General features: G+C 70.7%; 19 protein-coding genes and 1 pseudogene. 11 read left to right on the forward strand and 9 right to left on the reverse strand.

Annotated features, from left to right (window positions below; translation table 11 throughout):
- Positions 1-51: 51 nt before the first annotated feature.
- The 6 genes from QFZ52_RS00390 to QFZ52_RS00415 all read left to right on the forward strand — a co-directional run bounded on the left by QFZ52_RS00390 (position 52) and on the right by QFZ52_RS00415 (position 8,482).
- Entirely contained in the window at positions 52-1,728 is a 1,677-nt protein-coding gene (locus tag QFZ52_RS00390) for an amidohydrolase (protein ID WP_307495655.1), read from the forward strand.
- Complete coding sequence (locus QFZ52_RS00395) at positions 1,725-3,467, forward strand: ABC transporter substrate-binding protein (protein WP_307495656.1); 1,743 nt, start codon at positions 1,725-1,727, stop codon at positions 3,465-3,467. The genes QFZ52_RS00390 and QFZ52_RS00395 overlap by 4 nt, the downstream gene beginning before the upstream one ends.
- A gap of 2 nt (positions 3,468-3,469) precedes the next feature.
- A complete protein-coding gene (locus tag QFZ52_RS00400) occupies positions 3,470-4,546 on the forward strand; it encodes an ABC transporter permease (protein ID WP_307495657.1) in 1,077 nt (358 codons plus the stop codon).
- A complete protein-coding gene (locus QFZ52_RS00405; protein ID WP_307495658.1) occupies positions 4,543-5,400 on the forward strand; it encodes an ABC transporter permease in 858 nt (285 codons plus the stop codon). The genes QFZ52_RS00400 and QFZ52_RS00405 overlap by 4 nt, the downstream gene beginning before the upstream one ends.
- Positions 5,397-7,007 carry a dipeptide ABC transporter ATP-binding protein gene (locus tag QFZ52_RS00410; protein ID WP_307495659.1) on the forward strand — a complete coding sequence of 537 codons (1,611 nt, stop codon included), beginning with the start codon at positions 5,397-5,399 and terminating at the stop codon, positions 7,005-7,007. Before QFZ52_RS00405 ends, QFZ52_RS00410 begins: the two co-directional genes overlap by 4 nt.
- Before the next feature lie 62 nt (positions 7,008-7,069).
- A complete protein-coding gene (locus QFZ52_RS00415) occupies positions 7,070-8,482 on the forward strand; it encodes an NAD(P)/FAD-dependent oxidoreductase (RefSeq protein ID WP_307495660.1) in 1,413 nt (470 codons plus the stop codon).
- 64 nt (positions 8,483-8,546) lie between these two features.
- Here the strand turns inward: QFZ52_RS00415 and QFZ52_RS00420 are convergent, their stop codons facing one another.
- The 5 genes from QFZ52_RS00420 to QFZ52_RS00440 all read right to left on the reverse strand — a co-directional run bounded on the left by QFZ52_RS00420 (position 8,547) and on the right by QFZ52_RS00440 (position 13,898).
- Positions 8,547-9,254, reverse strand: a complete 708-nt coding sequence (locus tag QFZ52_RS00420; RefSeq protein ID WP_307498613.1) for a TetR/AcrR family transcriptional regulator — start codon at positions 9,252-9,254, stop codon at positions 8,547-8,549.
- Positions 9,251-11,827 carry a beta-glucosidase family protein gene (locus tag QFZ52_RS00425; protein ID WP_307495661.1) on the reverse strand — a complete coding sequence of 859 codons (2,577 nt, stop codon included), beginning with the start codon at positions 11,825-11,827 and terminating at the stop codon, positions 9,251-9,253. Before QFZ52_RS00425 ends, QFZ52_RS00420 begins: the two co-directional genes overlap by 4 nt.
- A gap of 107 nt (positions 11,828-11,934) precedes the next feature.
- Positions 11,935-12,405: a hypothetical protein gene (locus QFZ52_RS00430; protein ID WP_307495662.1), complete on the reverse strand. Its 471-nt coding sequence runs from the start codon at positions 12,403-12,405 to the stop codon at positions 11,935-11,937.
- Between the two features lie 57 nt (positions 12,406-12,462).
- Positions 12,463-12,801, reverse strand: coding sequence for a YnfA family protein (locus tag QFZ52_RS00435; RefSeq protein WP_307495663.1), 339 nt, complete (start codon positions 12,799-12,801; stop codon positions 12,463-12,465).
- Positions 12,798-13,898 (reverse strand): Lrp/AsnC family transcriptional regulator, encoded by a 1,101-nt coding sequence (locus QFZ52_RS00440; RefSeq protein WP_307495664.1) that lies wholly within the window; start codon positions 13,896-13,898, stop codon positions 12,798-12,800. The genes QFZ52_RS00435 and QFZ52_RS00440 overlap by 4 nt, the downstream gene beginning before the upstream one ends.
- Before the next feature lie 97 nt (positions 13,899-13,995).
- Here QFZ52_RS00440 and QFZ52_RS00445 point away from each other — a divergent pair, with 97 nt between their 5' ends.
- Positions 13,996-15,354: a M20 metallopeptidase family protein gene (locus QFZ52_RS00445; protein ID WP_307495665.1), complete on the forward strand. Its 1,359-nt coding sequence runs from the start codon at positions 13,996-13,998 to the stop codon at positions 15,352-15,354.
- A 27-nt stretch (positions 15,355-15,381) separates the two neighbouring features.
- A complete protein-coding gene (locus QFZ52_RS00450; protein ID WP_307495666.1) occupies positions 15,382-16,695 on the forward strand; it encodes an MFS transporter in 1,314 nt (437 codons plus the stop codon).
- Between the two features lie 90 nt (positions 16,696-16,785).
- Here QFZ52_RS00450 and QFZ52_RS00455 read toward each other — a convergent pair whose 3' ends face one another.
- A complete protein-coding gene (locus QFZ52_RS00455; RefSeq protein ID WP_181282160.1) occupies positions 16,786-16,941 on the reverse strand; it encodes a hypothetical protein in 156 nt (51 codons plus the stop codon).
- 87 nt (positions 16,942-17,028) lie between these two features.
- On the opposite strand from QFZ52_RS00455, the gene QFZ52_RS00460 reads away from it, so the two are divergent.
- From QFZ52_RS00460 to QFZ52_RS00470, 3 genes are all read left to right on the forward strand, one after another.
- Positions 17,029-18,396, forward strand: a complete 1,368-nt coding sequence (locus tag QFZ52_RS00460; RefSeq protein ID WP_307495667.1) for an FAD-binding oxidoreductase — start codon at positions 17,029-17,031, stop codon at positions 18,394-18,396.
- Between the two features lie 271 nt (positions 18,397-18,667).
- Positions 18,668-18,841, forward strand: a complete 174-nt coding sequence (locus QFZ52_RS00465) for a GNAT family N-acetyltransferase (RefSeq protein ID WP_307495668.1) — start codon at positions 18,668-18,670, stop codon at positions 18,839-18,841.
- 293 nt (positions 18,842-19,134) lie between these two features.
- The gene (locus QFZ52_RS00470; RefSeq protein WP_307495669.1) at positions 19,135-19,404 is read left to right on the forward strand and encodes a hypothetical protein; all 270 of its coding nucleotides are present in this window, start codon (positions 19,135-19,137) and stop codon (positions 19,402-19,404) included.
- A gap of 107 nt (positions 19,405-19,511) precedes the next feature.
- Here the strand turns inward: QFZ52_RS00470 and QFZ52_RS00475 are convergent, their stop codons facing one another.
- From QFZ52_RS00475 to QFZ52_RS00485, 3 genes and pseudogenes are all read right to left on the reverse strand, one after another.
- Entirely contained in the window at positions 19,512-21,590 is a 2,079-nt protein-coding gene (locus QFZ52_RS00475; protein ID WP_307495670.1) for a PTS fructose transporter subunit IIABC, read from the reverse strand.
- Positions 21,587-22,577: pseudogene (locus tag QFZ52_RS00480) on the reverse strand (1-phosphofructokinase family hexose kinase). The gene QFZ52_RS00475 and the pseudogene QFZ52_RS00480 overlap by 4 nt, the downstream one beginning before the upstream one ends.
- On the reverse strand, positions 22,574-23,356 hold the full coding sequence (locus QFZ52_RS00485) for a DeoR/GlpR family DNA-binding transcription regulator (RefSeq protein ID WP_307495671.1): 783 nt from the start codon (positions 23,354-23,356) through the stop codon (positions 22,574-22,576). The pseudogene QFZ52_RS00480 and the gene QFZ52_RS00485 overlap by 4 nt, the downstream one beginning before the upstream one ends.
- Positions 23,357-23,512 lie beyond the last annotated feature (156 nt).

Genomic DNA, 23,512 nt, shown 5'->3' on the forward strand with positions numbered 1-23,512 from the left:
GCATCATAGTGTCAGATCCAATCCAGCCCCGCACAGAGATTCGAGGAGCTCATGGCAATTGCGCAGACCATCCTGGAGAACGGATGGGTCTACACCGGCAGGGACGACGTCCCCCGCCGTGCGGACCTGGCGATCGGCGACGGAAAAGTTCTGGCGGTGGGCACCGCCGAGGAGCTGGCGCCGCTGGCCGACGGCGCCACCGAGCGGCTCGACGTCGCGGGCAGGCTGATCGTGCCCGGCTTCCAGGACTCCCACATGCACCCGGTCTTCGCCGGGGTGGAACTGCTGCAATGCGACCTCACGGAGGTCGAGAGCGCTGACGACGCCGTGGACACCGTCCGCCGCTACGCCGAGGAGCACCCGGACGAGCCGTGGATCCTCGGCGCCGGCTGGTCCATGGAGCACTTCCCGGGCGGCACACCCACCCGTCAGCTCCTCGACGCCGTGGTCCCGGACCGCCCCGTGTTCCTCCAGAACCGCGACCACCACGGCGCCTGGGTCAGCACCAAGGCCCTGGAGCTCGCGGGCATCGACGCCACGACCCCGGACCCGGAGAGCGGGCGGTTCGAACGGGAAGCGGACGGCGCCCCTGCCGGCACGGTGCACGAGGGTGCCATGGACCTCTTCGCCTCCGTCCGCCCGGGCACCTCTGAGGAACTCGCCTACGCCGGGCTCCTCAAGGCCCAGGAACTCCTGCTCTCCCAGGGCATCACCGCCTGGCAGGACGCCTGGGTGACCATCCCGGAGGACGGCAATGTGGACCTCCTCAAGGTCTACCTGCGGGCCGCGCAGGCCGGGGACCTCAAGGTCCGCGTCCGCATCTGTCAGTGGTGGGACCGCACCGCAGGCGACGCCCAGCTGGAACCCATCCTGGCCCGCCGCGAAGAGGTGGCCCAGGCGGTCGCGCCGGAGCGCCTCACCGCGAGCACGGTGAAGATCATGGTGGACGGTGTCGCGGAGAACTTCACTGCCGCCATGCACGAGCCGTACCGCGACCACCACGGACACCACACGGACAACCGGGGCATCGAATTCTTCGACCCGGAGGAGATGAAGGGCTTCGTCACCGCCCTGGACGCCGCCGGGATGCAGCTCCACTTCCACGCCCTGGGCGACCGTGCCGTCACCGACGCCCTCGACGCCCTGGAGCGGGCCCGCACCGAGAACGGCGCCACCGACGGCCGGCACCACCTCGCCCACCTGCAGCTGGTCCGGGCCGAGGACACCCCGCGCTTCGCGGAGCTCGGCGCCGCCGCGAACATGCAGGCGCTCTGGGCCTGCCACGAGGACCAGATGGACGAGCTCACGCTGCCGTTCCTGGAGCCCGACGCGGAGGAACGCCACTACCCGTTCGGCGAACTCGCCGCCCACGGGACGCGGCTCGCGGCCGGCAGCGACTGGCCCGTCTCCACCGCGGACCCCCTCGCCGCCATGCACGTGGCCGTCAACCGGACCTCCCCGGGCGAGACCGGCAGGCCGCTCGGCCCCGACCACCAGAAGCTGAGCCTTCAGCAGATCCTGAACGCCTACACCCAGGGCACGGCGTGGATCAACCATCTCGACCACGTGACGGGCACTCTGGAGGAAGGGCGGCTGGCGGACTTCGTGGTCCTGGACCGGGATGTCTTCCAGCTCCCGGCGGAGCAGATCCACACCGCCCGGGTCGAGGAGACCTGGATCGACGGAACCCGCGTCTACCGCAGGACCGCCCAGGAGGAGGAAGCATGAGGAAGACCCTGCGCGGCGCCGCGCCACAGGGACGCCGCGTGAGCGCGCTCCGGCGGCTGCGGGAGCGGTTCGGCGCGCCGTCGTCGTCCGCTGAACGCCCGACGACGGCGGCCCGCGGCAAGGCGGCCATCACCCTCGCGGTGGTCGGCGGCCTCGTCCTGAGCGGCTGTGCGGCCCGGCCCAGTGGCGGGACCGCGCCCGGCGAGGCGAAGTTCACCCTGAGCCAGGGGTCCCCGGCGCCGACCAAGGAGATCGACGGCTTCTCCTGGGCCATGTACGCCGAGCCGTTCTCCCTGGACTACGCCTACGCCTTCGACTACCCGGACAACACCGTGCTGTCGAACGTCTGCGAGTCCCTCTTCCGCTGGAACAAGGACCTCACGGTGTCTCCCGGTCTGGCCACCAAGGCGGACAACCCGGACCCGCTGCACTGGGTCTACACCATCCGGCAGGGCGTGAAGTTCCACGACGGGACCGTCATGACGGCCGACGACGTGGTGGCGTCCCTCCGCCGGCACCTCGATGAGAAGGTCGGCTCCTTCTGGGCGTCGGCGTTCCAGAACGTGGCGAGCATCGACAAGACGGCGGCGGACCAGGTGACCATCACGATGGCCAAGCCGGACTACACCCTGAACGCGGCGCTGGTCGGGTCGCCCGGCGTCGTCGAGTCCGCCAAGACCCTCGCCAAGGACGGCAAGGACTACGGCAACTCCACCAAGGGTGTGAACTGCACCGGTCCCTTCTCCTTCGTCAGCTGGGAGGCGGGGGAGAGCATCACCCTCAAGCGCTTCGACGATTACTGGGACCCGTCCCTGAAGGCGAGGTCCAAGCAGGTGACGTTCAAGATGCTGACGGACGCCAACTCGCGCATCAACGCCCTCCAGACCGGCGAGATCGACGGGGCCTTCATGATCCCGTCCAACGCCATGGACATCCTCAAGGCCAACACGGACGCGGGGAACCTCTACTTCGGCGCGGACAGCACGGTCCAGAGCCTCGTCTTCACGGACCTGGCCGGGACCTTCAAGGACGTGCGGGTCCGCAAGGCCCTCATGATGGCCATCAACCGGCCCTCCCTCATCAAGGCGGCCGAGCAGGGCTACGCCCGGCCGACCGACGCCCTCACCACGCGCAATGTGTGGAATGCGGCGAAGCCGGCGACCGTGGACAAGGCGTTCGGCCAGCTGGAGCCGCTGAAGTACGACCTGGCCGAGGCGAAGAAGCTCGTCAAGGAGGCCGGCGCCACCGGCAAGAAGGTGGTCTTCTCCACGGCCTCGCTGAGCGCGGCTTTCGACATCGAGACCCGGGCGATCGCGTCCGCGGCGAAGGAGATCGGGCTCAACCCGGAGATCCGGACGATGTCCAATGACAAGTACACGACCCTGTTCTCCGACCCGGAGGCCCGCAAGGGCACGGACCTGGTGCTCACCTCCTGGTACCTCTCCAGCACCGAACCGCTCGAGATGTACAGCGTGCTGCGGGAAGGGGACTTCAGCAACTACGGCGGCTGGGTCAACAAGCAGTACGACAAGCTCGTCAACCAGGCGATCGGGACCAAGGATCCGGACCAGCGTGCGAAGTTCACCGGGCAGGCGGCGAAGATCGCCAGCGACGAGGTGGTCTGGGGCCCGCTGTACGAGACGGTCACGTCCATGTGGCTGGGCAAGCGCATCACCGGGGCTGACCCGTCCATCAACTACATGTACTTCCCGTGGGCTGCCAAGATCGGAGGCCGTTGACCATGACTGCTGTTGACGTGAAACCCTCGCCCGACTCCCCGGGCCCCGGCGGCTCCGGCGCGTCCGGCGGCACGGACGGGCCCGGTGTGCCAGGCGCCTCCGGCAAGGCCCGCAAGCGCAAGGGCGGCGCCCGCCTGCGATTCGTGCTCGTGAAGATCGGCACCCTGCTGCTGACCTTGTTCGTGGCCTCGCTCGCGGTGTTCTTCTCCCGCTTCCTGGTCCCCGGCGACCCGGCCCGCTTCCTGCTGCGCGGCCGCAGTCCCAAGCCCGAGGCGCTCGCGGAGATCACCCGCCAGTACGGCCTCGACAAGCCGCCATGGGAGCAGTACGTGAACTGGCTCGGCGGCATCCTGCACGGCGACTGGGGCCGGTCCCTGACCTACCGGCAGGACGTCTCCGACGTGCTGCTCAACCGGCTCCCCACCACCTTGCAGCTCGTGGCGCTGGCCGCCGTGTTCATCACGATCCTGGGCCTGCTGGCCGGCATCATCGCGAGCCTCAACAAGGGCTTCGGCGACAAGTTCATCCTGATCTCCCTCACCGCGGCCGGCGCGGTCCCTCCCTTCGTGGCGGCCATCGGCCTGGTGGCGGTGTTCTCGGTCAACCTCGGCTGGTTCCCCTCCTTCGGCAGCGGTGACGGCTTCTGGGACCGGATCTGGCATCTCACCCTGCCGGCCCTGGCCCTCGGCGTCACGTACATCGCGTTCGTGGCCCGGGTGACGCGCTCCTCCATGAACGAACAGCTCATCCGGGAACACGTCGAAGTGGCCACGAGCCGGGGCCTGACGCGTCCCACGGTGGTCCTGCGCCATGTGCTGCGGAACGCCCTGGGCCCCATCCTCACGGTGAGCGGCGTCCTGATCGCAGGCCTCCTGGTCTCCAGCGCCATCATCGAGCAGACCTTCGGCCTCACCGGGATCGGCCAGCTCCTGGTCCAGTCCATCGACCGGCTGGACTTCGGCGTGGTGCAGGCGATCGTCATGGTGGTGGTCACGGCGTTCGTCGTGGTCAACACCGTGGTGGACCTGGTCCAGCCCCTCATCGACCCTCGTATCGCCGCTGGATCGGAGACCCGATGACCCTCTCAATGACGCTCCCGCAGACGGGGTTCCGGCGCTACACCTCCGCCCTGTCCCTCACGGCCTGGATCGCCGTGATCGTCACGGCCGTGGTGGTCGTGGTGTCCGTCCTGGCGCCGACGCTCGCGCCCTACGATCCGGACTACGTCGATCTGGACAACGTGCTCGCCGGGCCCAGCGCCCAGCACCTCCTCGGCACCGACGCCCTGGGCCGTGACCTGCTCAGCCGCCTCATGTTCGGCGGCCGGACCTCGCTGCTCGGCCCCACGCTCGTGGTGCTCGGCTCCACGGTCCTCGGCCTGCTGCTGGGCCTGGCCGCAGGCTGGTCCGACGGCTGGCTCGGCAAGATCCTCGGCCGCGTGTTCGACATCCTCTTCGCCTTCCCGGCGCTGCTGGTGTCCATGCTCGCCGTGGCTCTGTTCGGCAAGGGGCTGGTGGCTCCCATCATCGCGATGACCATCGCCTACATCCCCTATGTGGCGCGCCTGACCCAGGGCCTCGTGGCCTCGGAGCGGGCTCGCCCGTACGTCCAGGCGTACCGGGTGCTCGGCTTCCGGACGCCGTGGGTGGTCCTGGGCCGGGTGCTGCCGAACCTGATCCCCACCGTGGGAGCCCAGTCGGCGCTGAACTTCGGCTATGTCCTGGCGGACCTCGCGGCGCTGTCCTTCATCGGCCTCGGCGTCCAGCCGCCCACGAGCGACTGGGGCGCCATGATCGAGGAGTCCCGTGGGGCTCTGCTGGGCGGCTACATCCTGCCGGCGTTCTGGCCGGCGCTCGTGGTGGTCGTCGTCGTGGTCGCCGTGAATGTCATCGGCGAGGAGATCTCGGATCGGATCGGAGGCAAGCTCTCATGAGTCACTTGCTGGAAGTACAGGATTTCACCCTCGGTTTCGCGGGCCGGGAACCGCTGCTGGACAAGATCTCCCTCCACGTCGACGACGGCGAGGCCGTGGCGCTCGTGGGCGAGTCCGGTTCGGGGAAGTCGCTGACCACGCGGGCCGCCCTGGGACTCCTCCCGGAACGCGCCCAGCACTCCGGCCTGGTGTCCGTCCGGGGCCTCGACACCCTCACGGCGGACCGTCAGCAGCTCCTGGGCCTGCGCCGGCAGCGGGCGTCCATGATCTTCCAGGACCCCCGCGCGGGCATCAACCCGGTGCGCACCGTGGGAGACTTCCTGACGGAGACCCTGGTCCGCTGGCGCGGTCTCTCCCGCGCCGAGGCCACCGAACGGGCTGTGACCCAGCTGGAGCAGGTCGGCCTGCGCCGGGCCAAGGACCTGGTGAACCAGTACCCGCATCAGCTCTCGGGCGGCATGCTGCAGCGCGTCATGATCGCGGCCGCGCTCCTGGACTCCCCGGAACTGCTGCTCTGTGACGAGCCCACCACCGCGCTCGACGTCACCACGCAGGCCGGGATCGTCCGGCTGCTCCGGGACGAGCAGCAGGCCCGCGGCATGGGCATGCTCTTCATCACCCACGACCTCAACCTCGCCGCCAGCCTGTGCGAGCGCGTCTACGTGCTCCGCCGCGGCAAGGTGGTGGAGCACGGCCGGACCCGGGACGTGTTCGTGAGCCCGCAGCAGGAGTACACCCGGGAACTCGTGGGGGCCACCCCCACGATCGACCTGGACCGGATCCCCGCCCCGCCGGCCCCCTCGGCGGAGGCGCCGCTGCTGGAGGTCTCCGGCCTGAGCAAGCGGTACGAGCTCCCCCACGGCGAGGTCATCACGGCCCTCGACGACGCCGCGTTCACCCTGCCGCGCGGCGGTTCGCTCGGCGTCGTGGGCGAGTCCGGCTCGGGCAAGTCGACGCTGGCCCGCCTGGTGGTCGCGCTGGAGACCCCGAGCGACGGCGAGCTCCACCTGGACGGGAACGAGCGCCCGGCCCGCCCCCTGAAGGCGTCCGAACGCAAGCTCCTGGCCAGGGATGTGCAGATCGTCTTCCAGGATCCGTACCTGTCCCTGGACCCGCGGATCCCCGTGGGCCACGCCGTGGCGGACGTGTTCCGGCTGCACCGCAAGCAGTCCCGCAAAGCCGCCACGGACAGCGCCCGCGAGTTGCTGGAACGGGTGGGCATCGGTCCGGAGCGGTTCGGCTCCAAGCCACGGGCGCTCTCCGGCGGCCAACGTCAGCGGGTGGCCCTCGCCAAGGCTCTCGCGGCGCAGCCGCGCCTCCTGGTCCTCGACGAGGCCACGAGTGCCCTGGACGTCTCCGTGCAGGCCCAGGTGCTCGCGCTCGTCGAGGAGCTCCGGGACCAGCTCGGCCTCACCATCCTCTTCGTCACCCATGACCTCGCCGTGGTGTCCCGGATCTGCTCGCAGGTCCTCGTGATGCACCAGGGCCGGATCGTGGAGCAGGGCCCCACCGCCGAGGTGCTGGCGGCTCCCGCTGACGATTACACCCGGAACCTCCTCGGCTCCCGGCCGCGGCCCCTCTGGGATGCGGAGCCGGCTGCCCTCTGAGGCCGCCGCCCGCCACCCCCACACACTGTCCTTCACCGCACCCTCAAACAGGAGAAACTCCCGTGCATACCACCGTTTTCGAACGGAACGTCCCCCAGCCCGCCGTCGTCGAGCGTTCCCTGGAAGGGGCCGTTCACCGGCCGTTCTGGATCGACGATCTGGGCCCGGACGTGACCCGATACCCGCAGCTGGAAGGTGACGCGAGCGCCGAGCTGGTGATCGTGGGCGGCGGCTACACGGGTCTGTGGACCGCGCTGCGGGCCAAGGAACGTGAACCGGAGCGCAGCGTCATCCTGCTCGAGGGCGAGCGGATCGCCTGGGCGGCGTCCGGGCGCAATGGCGGCTTCTGCGAGGCCAGCCTGACCCACGGCTACGAGAACGGCAAGAGCCGCTGGCCGCAGGAGATCGAGACCCTCGAACGGCTGGGGCTGGAGAACCTCGAGCGGATGCAGGAGGCGATCGAGCGCTACGGCATGGACTGCGAATGGGAGCGGACCGGTGAGCTGAACGTCGCCGTCGAACCTCATCAGCTGGAGTGGCTGGCGGAGGAGAGCGGCGGCCACGTTCTGGACCGGGAGGCCACGCAGGCCGAGGTCAACTCGCCCACGTTCCTCGGCTCGGTCTGGCTCAAGGACTCCGTGGCCATGGTGCACCCCTACAAGCTCGCGACCGAGCTGGCCCGGGTGGCCACCGAGCTCGGAGTGGTCATCCACGAGCGCACCCGCGTGCGGGAACTGGTGGACGTCGACGGCGGCGTGGAGGTCGTGACGGACCGCGGCACCGTGCGCGCGGACCAGGTGGTGCTGGGGACCAACGTGTTCCCGTCGCTGCTGAAGCGCAACGCGCTCATGACGGTGCCGGTCTACGACTACGCCCTCATGACGGAGCCCCTGAGCCAGGAGCAGCTCGAGGCCATCGGCTGGACGAACCGGCAGGGCATCGGGGACATGGCGAACCAGTTCCACTACTACCGGATCACCCAGGACAACCGGATCCTTTTCGGCGGCTACGACGCCCTGTACTTCTGGGGCCGCCGCGTGGACGAGGGGCACGAGTACCAGCCGGAGACCTGGGAGCGGCTGGCCTCGCACTTCTTCACCACGTTCCCCCAGCTGGAGGGCCTGAAGTTCACGCACAAGTGGGCCGGCCCCATTGACTCCAGCACCCAGTTCTGCGCGTTCTTCGGCACGGCGCGGAAGGACCGGGTGGCCTATGCCTCCGGGTTCACCGGCCTGGGCGTGGGCGCCACCGCCTTCGCCGCCGACGTCCTGCTGGACCTGCTGAGCGGCGCGGACACCGAGCGGACCCGTGTGGAGATGGTCCGCAAGCGTCCCCTCCCGTTCCCTCCGGAACCGTTCGCCTCGGTGGGGATCAACCTGACCCGCTGGTCGATGGACCGCGCCGACCACAATGAGGGCAAGCGCAACTTCATCCTCAAGGCCCTCGACGCCGTGGGGCTGGGCTTCGACTCCTGAGCCGCGGTTTCGTAGGCGCGGGGCTGCGGGGCCGCCCGGCTTGGCCGGCGGGTCGCGCGGCGGCCTAGCGGCCCCAGCACTCCCGGATGGTCCGGACCAGGACGGCGAAGTCGTCGGCCATGGCCGAGCCGTCGTCGTCCGGATCGGACAGCCATTGGAGCTGCAGCCCGTCCATGGCCGCCACGAGGCACCGCGCCAGCGATTCCACGGGGGCGCCGGGCAGGAGCCGTCCGTCCTCGGCCGCTTCCCGGAAGGACCGGAGGATCTTCGCCTCCGCCAGCCGGTGGTGTTCCAGGAGCCAGGAGCTGGCGGGGTGGTCGTGGGTCGTCGCCTCCCCGGCCAGGGTGGTGAAGAGCCGGACCATGCCGGGCTGCCGGGTGTTGTGCCGGACCAGGTCCACCAGCCGCTCCACCGCGGCCCAGCCCCGCGGCTCCTCCCGGTCCCGGCCGCCCAGCAGCGCCAGGTCGCGGGCGTCGCGCCACTCCATGACCGCAGCCAGGAGCGCGTCCTTGGTGGGGAAGTGGTGCAGCAGTCCCGTCAGGCTCAGGCCGCAGGACCGCGCCAGGGAACTCATGGACGTGCCCCGGTATCCCTCCTCGGAGAAGACCCGCGCCGCGGTGGCCAGGATCTCCTCTCGCCGGGCGGCGCTGTCGGCGCCCTTGGGCCGGCCGCCGGCACGGCGGGCGGTTCCGTTGGAGGTCCCGTCAGCGACGCCGGCGACGCCGACGCCGGGGCCGGCGTCCGCCGTTTCCGCCGTGTCCGCGGGGGTCATCTCCACGACACCCTCGCCCGCACATCACCGAGGCCGCGGGCCAGGAGGAATTCACCGCCCGTGAGCTCGTGCCACGCGCCGTCCGCCTCGTCCCAGCGGCGGAACAGCCGCGGATCGGCGCGGACGGTCACGGGGACCGCGCCTCCCGCCGGGACCTCGACGTTCGTGTACCCGGCCAGACGGATGGGCTGCCCGGCCTCCGCGGGGGCGTAGTAGAGCTGCACCACCTCACGGCTGTCCCGTGCCGAGACGTTCCGCAGCGTCAGGGACACCGCGGGCACGCCGTCGTCGTCCGTGAGAGCTGCGTCCGCGTACTCCCACGCGCCGTAGCCCAGGCCGGCGCCGAACCAGAACAGGGGCTCGGGCGCGTGGCCGGCGTGATAGCCGCGGTAGCCGATGGCGGTGCCGTCGGTGTAATCCAGAGTCAGTGTCTCGTCCGGCTGGGTGCTCCAGGCCGGGGCCGCGCCGTCCGCGGAAGGGTGGCTCGTGACGAGGCGACCCGTGGGCTCGGCCGCGCCCGTGAGGACATCGGCCACGGCGTGGCCGCCCTCCTGGCCCGGCAGGCCCACGATCAGCACCGCGTCCACCGCGTCCAGCCACGGCATGAGGACCGGGGTCGCCGCGTTGACGACCACCACGGTCCGCTCGGCCGCCGCGGCCACCCGGGTCACGAGTTCGTCCTGACGGCCGGGCAGGGCGAGGGTGTGCTTGTCCGCGGCCTCGGTCTCGTCCTCCTCCGTCAGCCCGACCACGACGACGGCGGTCCCCGCCCGGCGCGCGGTGTCCTCGGCGGCGGCGAGGGCGTCGTCGTCGCTGACGGGGATCGGCTCGGCCACCAGGGTGGCCAGCCCCACCCCGGACGCCGCGAACAGGTGGCTCTCCTCGGCGACGCGGACGTGCGGCTGCGCGGCGAGCACGGCACGCCAGTCCACCGGCCGGAAGGTCTGGGTGGCGCTGATCCGGCTGCCCTCGGGAAGCTCGAGGACCTCGGAGAAGGCGGGTGGGCGGAGGATGCCTTCGCCCGGGTCGAAGCCTTCGGTGGTGACGTTACGGTCGAGCTCGGCGAGCACCGCGCCGTCGGGGCCGGTGACTACGATCCGCCAGTGACCCGCGCCGATGCCGCCCACACGGACGGTCCCGCCGCTGCTGAGCGCGGCGTCGAGGCGGACGGCCGCGGGGGTCTCCTGGCTGGGGTCGTCGAAGCCGGTGCTGAGGGAGGCCACGGGGGAGTGTGCGCTGGAGATCTCGCGGCCACCGTCGGCGAGCCGGGTGACACGGATCCCGGGTTCGCCCGAGACCGGGTCGCTGAGGAACTCCGCGGATGCTGCGACTGGACGGCGCCGGATGGCCACCCCGTCCACCACGGTCAGGCGGTCCCCGAGCCGGGCGCTCAGGCCCTCGGCGATGGTGACCTGGTACGGCGGCGTGACCTGCGCCGAACCGCCGCCCATGCACACGGTGGCCACGGCTGAGCGGCCCACGAGCGCGACCGGTCCGTCGCCGGCCAGGGGGAGGGCGCCGTCGTCGTTCTTCAGCAGGGTCATGCCGCGCGTGGCGATGCGGCACAGCTGCTCTCGTCGCTCGGGGGAGTCCGGGGTGGGCATGCCGGACGCGAAGGGTGACGCCCCGTCCGTGCCGAAGGCGCCGGTGCGCCGGGCCAGGAGGAGCAGGCGTGCGACGTGGTCGTCCACGGTGCTCTCGGACACGTCACCGCGCCGGACGGCGGCCACGAGCCGCTCGCCCCACGGCCCGACCGGCCCTGGCATGACCAGGTCCAGGCCGCCATTGGCCGACTCCACGGTGCGCTTGGTGGCGAACCAGTCGCTCATGATGAGGCCGTCCCAGCCCCACTCGTCCTTCACGATCCCGTTCTGGACGTGGTCCTGCTCGGTGGCGGTGACGCCGTTGATGTCGTTGTAGGCGGCCATCATGGCCCACGGATGCGCATCCCGCACGGCCATCTCGAACGGCAGGAGGTACACCTCGCGCAGGGCCGTCTCGGACACCTGCGAGTTCATGAAATTGCGCAGGATCTCGGATTCGTTGGCCACGAGGTGCTTGAGGCACGCCCCCGTGCCGCCGCCGCGCCGTCCGGTGCCGTCGGCGTCGGGGGCGCCGTCCTGCAGACCGCGGACGTAGGCGCTCGCCGCCCGGCCGGTCAGGTACGGGTCTTCCGAGTAGGCCTCGAAGAGCCGGCCGCCCAAGGGGGTGCGGTGCAGGTTGATGGTCGGTCCGAGGACGACATGGATGTTCTGGCGGTGAGCCTCCTCGGACAGCATCCCGCCCACTTCCTCGGCGATCGCGTCGTCCCAGGAGGACGCGATGAGGGTGGCGTTGGGGAAGAGCGCGACGGCGTCGCCGCCCATGAACTTCAGACCGCGCACGCCGGTGGGTCCGTCGGAGAAGGCGAGGGGCGCGAGGCCGATCGCGTCGTTCCCGGGCAGGGTGAACGCGGTCTCGCCCGTCAGGAGCTGCACCTTCTCCTCGAGGCTGAGCCGGCTGATCGCCTGGGCGATCGCCTCCCGCTGCTGGGCGTCCGTGCCCGTGCTGTCCGTGCTGGGGCTCTCGGTCATGTCGTTCACCTTCGTGACGGGAAGGACGGCGGGTGCGCCGACGCGGACCGCCTCCTCGCAGAAATAGTTGACACTTACTATTTCATGAGGTGACGCAGGTCACAAGATCAGTCGTTCTCGATGTTGAACGTCCACAGTGCCAGGGCGTGACCCGCGTGCCGCAGCGTCACCTGGGCGGTGCCGTCGTGGAACGTTCCGCGCACCACCAGGTCCGCCTGCGAACCGGCGGCGACCGTCACCGTGGCCGGGCCGACGGCGTTCAAGGCGACGGTGCGCCCGCGGTGATCGCGGCAGTCCAGGTCTCCCGCGCTCACGGTCACCGATCCCGACGTCGCCTTGACCCGCACGGTGATGGCGCCCTCGATCGGGATGTCCGAGGCCGCCGTCGGATGGGAGGTGGGGACGGGGACCGGCGCCGTGTCGGGGCCGAGGGCCGTCAGGATCACCGAGGACCCGTCCGGCAAGGTGGCGGCGACCGGTGCGCCGATGGCGAGCACGGCGCCGTGACTCGCGTTCGCGCTCGCGGTGGGTTCCGCGCTCGGGGCCGACGGGACGGGCACCGCACCGAGCGACCGCACCACGTTCGACGACGGCGCTCGCCGCCCGCCGTCGTCGCTCCCGTTCGCCGCCGGCCCTCAGACCGCGCCGCGTGGGGCGAACATGATGACGGCGACGCCCGCCAGGCAGAGGAAGGCCCCGATCAGGTCCCAGCGGTCGGGGCGGAAGCCGTCCACGATCACGCCCCACGCCAGCGAGCCGGCCACGAACACGCCGCCGTACGCGGCGAGGATCCTGCCGAAGTGCGCGTCCGGCTGCAGCGTGGCGACGAAGCCGTAGAGGCCCAGGGCGATCACCCCGAGCCCGGCCCACCACCAGCCCTTGTCCTCGCGCACGGCTTGCCAGATGAGCCACGCCCCACCGATCTCGGCCACAGCGGAGAGGGCGAAGAGGAGGACGGACTTGAGGATGCTCATGCGTCCATGATGCCGGGTCCCACGCCGGGCAGTTCCTGCGGCATCCCGGGTCCTGGGACCACCTGGCCCGTGGCGGTGCCATCCGGGCCGAGCATGAAGCCAACACGCTTGGCGCTGCGCAGCATGACGGTGCTCTGCACGAGTTCGATCTGCGGGAGCCGTTCCTGCAGAGTCAGCTCCGCGGTGAGGACGTCGGCCACCGTGCGGAGCCACATCATGATGATGAAGTTGGTCCGGCCTGTGGTGGACGCGGCGAGGCGGACGTTCCGCAGTCCGCTGAGCGCCGCGGCCACCTGGGCGTGCTGCCCGGCGGGCGCCTTGGCGAGCCAGCGGCAGGCGACCGGGTATCCGGCGGGGCCCTGGGCGACCTCGCAGCGGAAGGTCAGGAGGTCGCTGCCCAGGATCTTCGCGAGCTGGCGGTGCACGGTGGCCGGGCTCCGGTCGAGGGCGCGGGCCATGTCGGCGACGCCGGCCCGCCCGTTGAGCGCCAGGAAGGGCAGGAGGTCCAGGGCGGCTTCCGGGACGGGTCCGTGGTGCGGTTCGACCGCCCCGAGGCGCGTGAAGGCGGCGATCTCCTCGCGGTCGAGCGCGGCGAGCCGCCATGAGTGCCCGCCGGAGTGGAGCCGGGTGCAGAGTTCGCTGTGCACGTGGAGGACCCCGGGCGCGGACGCGACCTGCGGCAGGATGCGTTCCGTGCATTCGGCGAGCGACGGCGCCAGCACGGTGAGCGCGAGGTCCGGGTTCCCCGTGGCCACGTCGATGGTGGCCACTTCGGGGATGGCGGCCAGGGCCGTCTGGGCCTGTTCGCGGAGCCCCGGCTCGCACTCGATGTCCGCGAACGCGAGGATCATGACGGACGGGTCGCCCGCGAGATGGGCCGTGATCCAGGCCCGCCCCGAGGCCCGCAACCGTTCCCAGCGGCGCGCCAGGGTCGCGGGATGGGAGCCCAGGATGCCGGCGGCGTCGAGCCAGGAGACGCGCGGCGCGATCTGCAGTGCGTGCAGGAGGCGCAGATCCTCCTCGGACAGCTCGACGGCGGGGACTCCCAGGGGATGAAAACCCGGCAGTGGATGAAAACGCTGACGTGGCACGCTCATCTGAAAAATTGTTGCACCTGAGCTTCTGGACTGGAAGAGAAGCGCACACTCTTCATACGCCAGAGTATGGCGTGGATCACATATGAGGAGGCGGCGCATGGCCATCACGGACGACGCACGGGCGTTGCAGGACCAGCTCATCCAGTGGAGGCACGCCTTCCACCAGGCCCCCGAGATCGGGCTGGAGCTGCCCCGGACGCAGGAGAAAGTTCTGGCCGCACTGGACGGTCTGGGGCTGGAGATCTCCACCGGCACGGACACCACCTCGGTCACCGCGGTCCTCCGTGGCACGGCCGGCCTCCCCGCCGGGAGCCCCGCCGCCGGGGCAGCAGGGGCTGCTGGTGCCGGGGAGCGCCCCGCGGTCCTGCTCCGCGCCGATATGGATGCCCTCCCGGTCCAGGAGCGCACGGGAGTCGACTACACGTCCCGGATCGACGGCGCCATGCACGCCTGCGGTCACGACCTCCACACCGCCATGCTGCTCGGCGCCGCGACCCTCCTGGCCGACAGTCGGCACCGGATCGCCGGGGATGTCGTCTTCATGTTCCAGCCGGGGGAGGAGGGCTACGACGGCGCGTCGGTCATGGTGCGCGAAGGTGTCCTGGACGCCGCCGGCCGCCGGGTGGATGCCGCCTTCGGCATGCACGTCTTCTCCTCGATGGAGCCGCACGGCCGATTCGTCACCCGCCCCGGCGTCATGATGAGCGCGTCCGACGGCCTGTTCGTCCGGGTGCTCGGCGCAGGGGGCCACGGCTCGGCTCCCCACGCCGCGAAGGACCCGGTGACGGTGTCCGCCGAGATGATCCTGGCCCTGCAGACCATGGTCACGCGCCAGTTCGACATGTTCGACCCGACGGTCCTCACCGTCGGCCGCCTGGCCGCGGGGACCAAGCGCAACGTCATCCCGGACACCGCCGAGTTCGACGCCACCATCCGCACCTTCTCCGAAGCGAACCGGGAGCGCATGCAGACCGCGATCCCGCGTCTCCTTCAGGGCATCGCCCACGCCCACGGCCTGGACGTGGAGGTGACTTACCTCCCTGAGTATCCGCTCACCGTCACGGACACCGCCGAGACCGAGTTCGCGGAATCCGCCATCGAGGAGCTCTTCGACGGGCGGCACTCCCGGCTGGCCCAGCCGCTCAGCGGATCCGAGGACTTCTCGCGCGTGCTCGCGGAGGTGCCCGGCAGTTTCGTCGGGCTCAGCGCGGTGCCGGAGGGCGTCGATCCCCGGACGAGCGCCTTCAACCACTCGCCCTACGCGACCTTCGACGACGCGGTGCTCGCCGACGGCGCGGCGGTCTACGCGCAGCTCGCGCTGTCCCGCACCGCGCTCCTCGGAGCAGCTCAGGCCGCCCCCGCGCAATCGGGCCCTGTGCAATCGGGCTCAGCGCAATCGGGCCCTGTGCAATCAGGCCCCGTGCAGCCGGATTCCGCCCAGCCGGCCGTCCGCTGACCCGCCCAGGAACCTCAGGAGACCGTCATGACCGCCAGCACCCCCTCAGCCCCCGCCGTCGACGCCGCCAAACCGTCCGCGCGTCGCACCCTCATCAGCACCGGCATCGGAAACGCCGCCGAGTGGTATGACTGGGCGATCTACGCGACCTTCGCCCCGTACTTCTCGAAGCAGCTCTTCAACCCCGCGGATCCCACCTCGGCCATCCTCTCGACGCTCGCGATCTTCGCCGTCGGCTTCGTGGCGCGGCCGTTCGGCGGGTTCGTCTTCGGATGGATCGGCGACCGTTTCGGCCGCAAGAACGCCATGACGATGACGGTCGCAATGGCGGCGGTCGGCAGCCTGCTGATCGGCATCGCGCCGACCTTTGCCGCGGTCGGCGCGTTCGCGTCCCTGCTGCTCCTGGTGGCCCGCCTGATCCAGGGCCTGGCCCACGGCGGCGAGCTGCCGTCGTCGCAGACGTATCTCGCGGAGATGGCCCCGCGGGAGAAGCGCGGCTTCTGGGCCACGCTCATCTACTTCTCCGGCACCCTGGGGAACATGCTCGGCGCGCTGCTGGGGGCCATCCTCGCGGCGCTGCTGCCGAAGGCCGAGATGGCGGCATGGGGCTGGCGTCTGCCGTTCATTCTCGGCGCCCTCATGGGCCTGTACGGCCTGGTGATGCGGGCGCGGATGCCGGAGACCGAGGCCTTCGAGGAACTCAAGACCGGGAACGCGACGCAGGAGCAGGGATTCGGCGCTCTCATGCGGGACATCGTGGCGCACCGGAAGCAGGCGGCCCAGGTGATCGGCATGACGCTGGGCCTGACGGTCATCTACTACGTGTGGGCGATCGTCGCTCCGACCTATGCCGCCACGAGCCTCAAGCTGGATCCGGGGCAGGCGCTCTGGGCCGGGTTCGCCGCCAACATCGTGTTCCTGATCGCGCTGCCGTTCTGGGGCCGTCTGAGCGACAGGATCGGCCGCAAGCCGGTCCTCATCATCGGCGGTGTGGGGTGCGCGGTGCTGCACTTCCCCATGACCTGGCTGCTCCGGGATTCGGTGTGGCAGCTGTTCGTCTCGATGGCCGTGATGCTCGTCTTCATCGCCGCCGGGGCCGCGATCGCCCCCGCGGTGTACGCGGAGCTGTTCCCGGCCAAGGTCCGCACGGCCGGCGTCGGTATCCCGTACGCCCTCGCGGTGGCGGCGTTCGGCGGCACCGCGCCGTACCTCCAGACCCTGTTCACCGATGTGGTGAAGCAGCCGTGGATGTTCAACCTCTACGCCGTGGTCCTGAGCATCATCTCGATCCTGGTGGTGCTGCGGCTTCCCGAGACGAGAGGCAAGGACCTGAACAGCTGACGCACGGCCGGTGCTGTTGCCGGCTTTGCTGCCGGGGTCACTGCGGGGTCGATAGCGGGGCGGGCGCGTGCGCGCCCGCCCCGCCGTGACTCAGGGGTTGGGTTCTTCCTCGGCCTCGAGGGCTTCGTCCGTGTCGGAGAACGAATCATCCGTCTCGGTGGCGTCCTCGGCCAGCTCGGCTTCGCGCCGGGAGACCTCTGCCACCTCTTCTTCGTGTTCCTCTTCGCGCTTCTTGCTTCCGAACATGAGGATCCTTTCTCTCCGGCCCATCGGGGGTGATGCGCTGGGACCACCGTAACCCCGTGGGCTGTCACGCGGCCTACGCTTAGGACCATGCACGAGATCGCCGCCACCCTCACTCAGCAGCTCGGCCCGGACAAGGTCGGCACGGATCCCGGCCTGGTGCGGGAGTACAGCCAGGACCGGGCCCCGGATCGTCCGGAAGCACCCGCCCTCGCGGTGGTTTTCGCCGGCTCCGCCGAAGATGTCCAGACGACGGTGCGCGCCTGTGCCGCGGCCGGTGTCCGGGTGGTGCCGCGGGGGGCGGGATCGGGCCTTTCGGGCGGGGCGCATGCCGTCAGGGACAGCGTGATCATCAGCCTCGAACGGATGAACCGCATCCTGGACGTCCGCGCCGAGGACGAGGTCGCCGTCGTCGAGCCGGGGGTGGTGAACGCCGACCTCAACGCCGCCGCCGCGGAGCACGGCCTCATGTACGCGCCGGATCCGGCCAGCTTCACGTTCGCCACGATCGGCGGGAACATCGGCACGAACGCCGGCGGGCTGCGCTGCGCCAAGTACGGGGTGACGCGGGACTCGGTGCTGGCGCTCGACGTCGTGCTGGCCGACGGCGAGCTGGTGCGCCTGGGGCACGCCACCTTCAAGGGCGTGGCCGGGTACGATCTGGTCGCCCTCCTGGTCGGGTCCGAAGGGACGCTCGGCATCGTGGTGGGCGCGACCGTCCGGCTGCGGCATCTGCCGGTCAAGGTCGTGACGATCGCGGCGTTTTTCCCGGATCTCCCGTCCGCTGCGGCGGGTGTCCTGGCGGTCGGCCGGGCCCGCGTCCAGCCCGCCATCATGGAGCTGATGGACCGGGCCTCGATCGAGGACGCCGACGCCCTCAACGGCACCTCCTTCGCCAGCCGCGGCAGCGCGCTGCTCCTCGTCCAGACCGACGGCTTCGGCGCGGACGCGGAGGCCGCCGTCGTGCGCGAGGTGCTGCGGGAGGCGGGCGGCGCCCTGGCCGACGACGGCGACTCGGACGCCGAGCGCTTCGTGCTGATCCGGCGCAACAACCGCGGGTCCGGGGCTGAGGACCGCTTGCGCGTGGGCGAGGACGTCGCGGTGCCGCGGTCGCTCCTGGTGGACTACGCGGCCGAACTGGAGCGGATCGCCGCCGAGTACCGGGTGGGGATGAAACTCGTGGCCCACGCCGGGGACGGCAATCTGCACCCGACGTTCTGGGCCGAACCGCGGCCGGGCGAGGAGGACGCCGCCGTGGCCGATCTGGATCGGGCCCTGGATGATTCCGTGCGCGTGGCCCTCGCAATGGGCGGCACCATCACGGGCGAGCACGGGATCGGCAGTTTCAAGCTGCGCTGGCTCGACTGGGAACAGTCCGAGCGGGTCCGCGAACTCCAGCGCGGCATCAAGGACGTCTTCGACCCTCACGGCGTCCTCAACCCCGGCAAGGCGATCTGAGCCGCTCCTCCTTCTGATCGACTGCTCCACACGAGGTCATTCCGCGCCGAAATCCTGGGATTTCGGCATCGTAGGGAGCAGTCGATGCGGGGGTGATTCCTTGCCACCCCGGCGACGGGGTGCGAGGCTGGACCCATGAGCCAGGACGACACCTTCAACGCCGATGTGACCACCCGCAACAACCCCGAACTGCATCGCTACGAGGTGTTCGTCGGGGACAAGCTCGCGGGGTTCGCGCAGTACCGGCTCACCCCCGGGCCGGGTGGATTTCGTGCACACCGAGGTGGCCCAGGAATTCAGCGGGCAGGGCCTCGCCGGGGTGCTGGCGCACTTCGCGATCGACGACGTCGTCGCGGCCGGCCAGCGCGTCGTGCCGCATTGCCCTTTCATCGCCGCCTACCTGCGGAAGCACCACGCCAACGACCAGTTCATCGACTGGCCGTAAGGCTGACGCCCAGATCTGACGCCCTGCCCTGACGCCGCCGTCCACGTCGTGCCCGCCGTCCACGTGACGCCCGGGGCTTCCGGAGGCCGCGGCCGCCGTCGTCGGGAACAGCGTTTTCGTCGTGCCCGGAGGCCTGAGCCCTGCCCTTCCCCGGGAGGATGATTTTCGACTCCGGATGCCCGGGATCCCTTGATTTTCCGGAGGAGCGGGCGGAGACTGCTGGGACGGCCCTCCCCACCCTCGTGGCCGGACGCGGCCGGTTCCTGGCATCGAACTCCCAAGGAGGCGTCACCATGGCAGAACATGAACCCACCCCCGCAGGACTGGACGGCGAGATCGTTCAGAAGATGACGGCGTCCCTGGACGGGCCCGCGGCGGTTCCCCAGATCTCGCTCGGGACCTCGGCGGCCGGTGGGGACAGCGCCCGTCCGGTCTGGCCGGACGGCAACGGCAAGCACCGCCACCCCAAGGATCACTTCAGCAACCCTGGTCGCTCCGGCAACGCCGCCGGAGCGAACGCGGTGCACCGCACGAGCCGTCCGCAGATGCCGCACTCGCACTGACCGGCGGAACACACGGAAACACCCCCGGTTCCGTTGCTCACCCACAGAAATTTCAGTGGGCGAACAACGGAACCGGGGGTGTTTTCGCGTCCCGGGATCCCGGAGGATCAGACGGCGACGGCCTCCTGAGCCTGCCGGACCTCGGCCTTGCGGGCCGCGGCCCCCTTCAGGCCCACCACCGCGAAGCCGGTGATGACGGCGCCGATAGCGATCGACACGATCCAGAGGAGGAAGTTGTCGAAGGCGAAGAAGACGAACACGCCACCGTGCGGTGCGCGGGAGCCGGCCGCGAAAGCCATCGAGAGAGCACCCGTGACGGCGCCGCCCAGCATCGAGGCCGGGATGACGCGCAGCGGGTCGGCTGCGGCGAACGGGATGGCGCCTTCGGAGATGAAGGACGCGCCCAGGAGCCAGGCGGCCTTGCCGTTCTCGTGCTCGGCGGCGGTGAACAGCTTCGGACGGAGCACCGTGGCCAGGGCCATGCCGAGCGGCGGGACCATGCCGGCGCCCATGACCGCTGCCATGATGAGGTACGGGCCGTGGTTGTCCGCGGTGCCGGCGCTCAGGCCCGCTGCGGCGAAGGAGTAGGCCACCTTGTTGACGGGGCCGCCCAGGTCGAAGCACATCATGAGACCGAGGACGATGCCGAGCACGATCGCCGCGGCGCCGCTCATGCCGGTCAGCCAATTGTTCAGCGCAGTGGTCAGCCAGGCGATGGGGCCGCCGAGGACCACGAACATGAGGCCGGAGGCCACGATCGACGCGACGAGCGGGATGATCACCACGGGCATCAGGCCGCGCAGCCAGCGCGGGGCGGGCCGCTGGCCGAGCCAGGACGCCGTGTAGCCGGCGAGCAGACCGCCGACGATGCCGCCGAGGAAGCCTGCGCCCATGAAGCCGGCGACGGCGCCGACCACGAAACCGGGGGCGATGCCGGGCCGGTCGGCCAGGGCGTAGGCGATGTAGCCCGCCAGCGCCGGAACCAGGAAGCTCATGGACAGGGCGCCGATCTTGAACAGCACCGCGCCGAGGTAAGCGCCCAGCGGGCCGAGCGCGTGATCGCCGAACTCGGTCGGCAGGCTGAAGAGGTTGTTCTTGACCACGATCGTGTCGGCGAACTTGGTGATGTCGAAGCCACCCAGCAGGAAGCCGAGCGCGATCAGCAGACCGCCACCGGCCACGAACGGGATCATGTAGGAGACACCGGTCAGGAGGGCGCGCTTGAGCTTGGCGCCCACGGATTCACCGGCCGTGTCCGCATCGGAGGAGGACGAGGAACCGGTGGCTCTCACGCGGCGGGCGTTGGGATCCTTCGCGGCGGCCAGGGCCTCCTCGATCATCTCCTTCGGCTCGTCGATGCCGCGCTTGACCGGGGACTGGATGTACGGCAGGCCGGCGAAGCGGTCCTTGTCGCGGACGTCGACGTCGACCGCGAAGATGACGGCGTCGGCGTTGGCGATCACCTCGGCGGGCAGCGGGGTGGCGCCGGCGGAGCCCTGGGTCTCCACCTGGACATCCACGCCCATCTCCTTGCCGGCGGCCGCGAGGGAGTCGGCGGACATGTAGGTGTGGGCGATGCCCGTGGGGCAGGCGGTCACGGCCACGATGCGGCGGGGAGCCGCAGCTGCGGGAGCCTGCGACGGCGCCGCGGCGGCAGCGGAGGCGGCGCCTGCCGCAGGGGCTGCGGCAGCCGGTGCCCCGGCGTCGGCGGTCGAGGGGGCCGGTGCGGCCTTGGGTGCGTCGGTGAGCGCGCCCTCGACGAGCGCGACGATCTCCTCGGGGCTCGCGGCGGCCCGCAGTGCGGCGGTGAAGTCCTTTTTGATGAGCGAGCGGGCGAGCTTGGACAGGAGCTTGAGGTGCTCCTGGTCTGCGCCGGCCGGTGCCGCGATCAGGAAGATGAGGTCCGCGGGGCCGTCCTTGGCGCCGAACGGCACCGGGTTGCCCAGGCGCGCCATGGCCAGTGCGGGTTCGGTGACGGCGTCGGTCTTGGCGTGCGGGATGGCGATGCCGCCGGGGATGCCGGTGGGCGTCTTCTCCTCGCGGGCCAGGGCGGAAGCGAAGAGGCCTTCCGCTTCGGCGCGGCCCAGCGCGGCGACTTTGCCGGAGAGAGTGCGGATGACGTCGGCGGGGGTGGATCCCAGGTCCGCGTCGAGGACCACGAGGTCCGGGGTGATCATCTGGCTCACAGGGAGTCCTTTGCTAGGGCCGTGACGGTCACGGCGTCGGGGGTGGTCTGGTCCAGGCCGGGGACGGTGGAACCGGGGAGGGAGGCGGCTGCGGCACCGTGGGCCACGGCCTGGGTGAGGCACTCGACGGCGGATCCACCGTTCTCAGCCTGCAGGAGGTAACCGGCCAGCGAGGAGTCTCCCGCGCCGACCGTGCTCACCGCCTGGATGGGCGCGTGGCTCGCGTGCCAGGCGCCGTCGGCGGTGACCAGCACCGCGCCTTTCGAGCCGAGCGTCGCGAGCACGGCTCCCACGCCGCGTTCGACGACGGCGGTCGCCGCCCGGGCGGCGAGCACCGGGTCCGCTTCCAGCTCGTCTCCGCTGTGCTGCTCGCTGAACCCGGCGAGGGCCGCGAGCTCGGCGAGTTCTTCGCCGTTGGGCTTGAGGAGGTCCGGTGCCGCGTCGGCGCCGGCGTTGATGGCCTCCAGGAGCGGCGTCCCGGAGGAGTCGACGGCGATGCGCGGGGCGTCACTGCCGAGTTCGGTGCGGAGCCAGCGGGTCAGCCGCGCATAGTAGTCGGGCCGGGAAACCGGGCGGCAGCGAACCGGCCAGGACCACCCAGGAGGCTTCGCGGGATTCGTCGAGAAGGAGCGCCGTGAGGGAATCCCGCTGGTCAGCGGTCAGTTCCGGGCCGGGTTCGTTCACCTTGGTAGTGGTGCCGTCCGGCTCGGTCAAGGTGATGTTGCTGCGCAGCGGCGCGCCGATGGGGAGGGCATGGTGCGGGATGCCGGTGGAGGCCAGGCCGACGACCACGGGGTCCGTGGGATCGCCGGGCAGGACCGCCACGGTCTTCAGGCCCGACGCCGTGAGCGCGCGGGAGACGTTGACACCCTTGCCTCCGGCTTCACTGCGGACGGCCGTGGCGCGCTGGACCTCGCCGCGGGCGAGCGCCCCGGGGAGCTCGACCGTGCGGTCCAGGCTGGGATTGGCGGTGAGTGTGATGATCACGCCTGAATCACCTCTGCTTCTGCGGTTGAAAGGGCTTCGGCCAGTTCCGGGGACGGCGTCCCGTCGGTGACCAGGGTGTCCACGTCTTCCAGGGCGGCGAAGCGGACCAGGGTTTCGGAGTCGAGTTTGCTCGCGTCGGCCAGAACGACCGTGCGCCGGGCCGCCTGGACGAACGCCGTCTTGACGGCGGCCTCTTCGGGATCCGGGGTGCTCAGGCCGAAGTCGGCGTGGATCCCGTTGGTGCCCACGAACGCGATGTCCGGTCGGACGGTCCGCAGCTCGGCCACGGTTCCGGCGCCGACGGCGGCCTGCGTCACCCCGCGGACCTTGCCGCCGAGGATGTGGAGCGCGACGCCGGGGGTGTTGGAGAGTGCGGCGGCGATGGGGATCGAGTTGGTGAGGACCAGCAGGGCCGGGGCGTCGGCGTCGCGCTGGGCGATCATGCCGGCGAGGGCTTCCGTGGTGGTGCCGGCGTCGAGCACGATGCTGGCGGCCGACGTGCGGGGGAGGAGGGCGAAGGCGGCCGCCGCGATCCGCTGCTTCTGCTCGGAGTGGGTGGCCAGACGCTCGGGGACCGAGGTTTCGGCGGTGCTCCCGCGCTCGACCGTCACCGCGCCGCCGTGGACTCGTCGCAGCTCACCCTGCTCTTCGAGAAGCGCGAGGTCCCGACGGACCGTTTCCGGGGTGATGGTGAAACGCTGCGCCAGTTCGGTGACTGTGACGCGGCCATGCGCGGTCAGGAGGTCGGCGATGGTGCTGTGCCGTTCTTCTGCGAACATACCCGTCTCCTTCCGCGTCTTTGAGGTTGTGACAGTTGTCACAGGAATCTTCGATTGCTTGACTTTATCTGTGTTTGTTTTTGGAAGTCAAGGGGTGGGCGGGAGAAGACCGGGGATAGGTGCAGAAAACCGGAGATGACGGGGGGTGGGGCGTGA

The sequence above is a fragment of the Arthrobacter woluwensis genome, from assembly GCF_030816155.1.
Classification (GTDB): Bacteria; Actinomycetota; Actinomycetes; order Actinomycetales; family Micrococcaceae; genus Arthrobacter_E; species Arthrobacter_E woluwensis_A.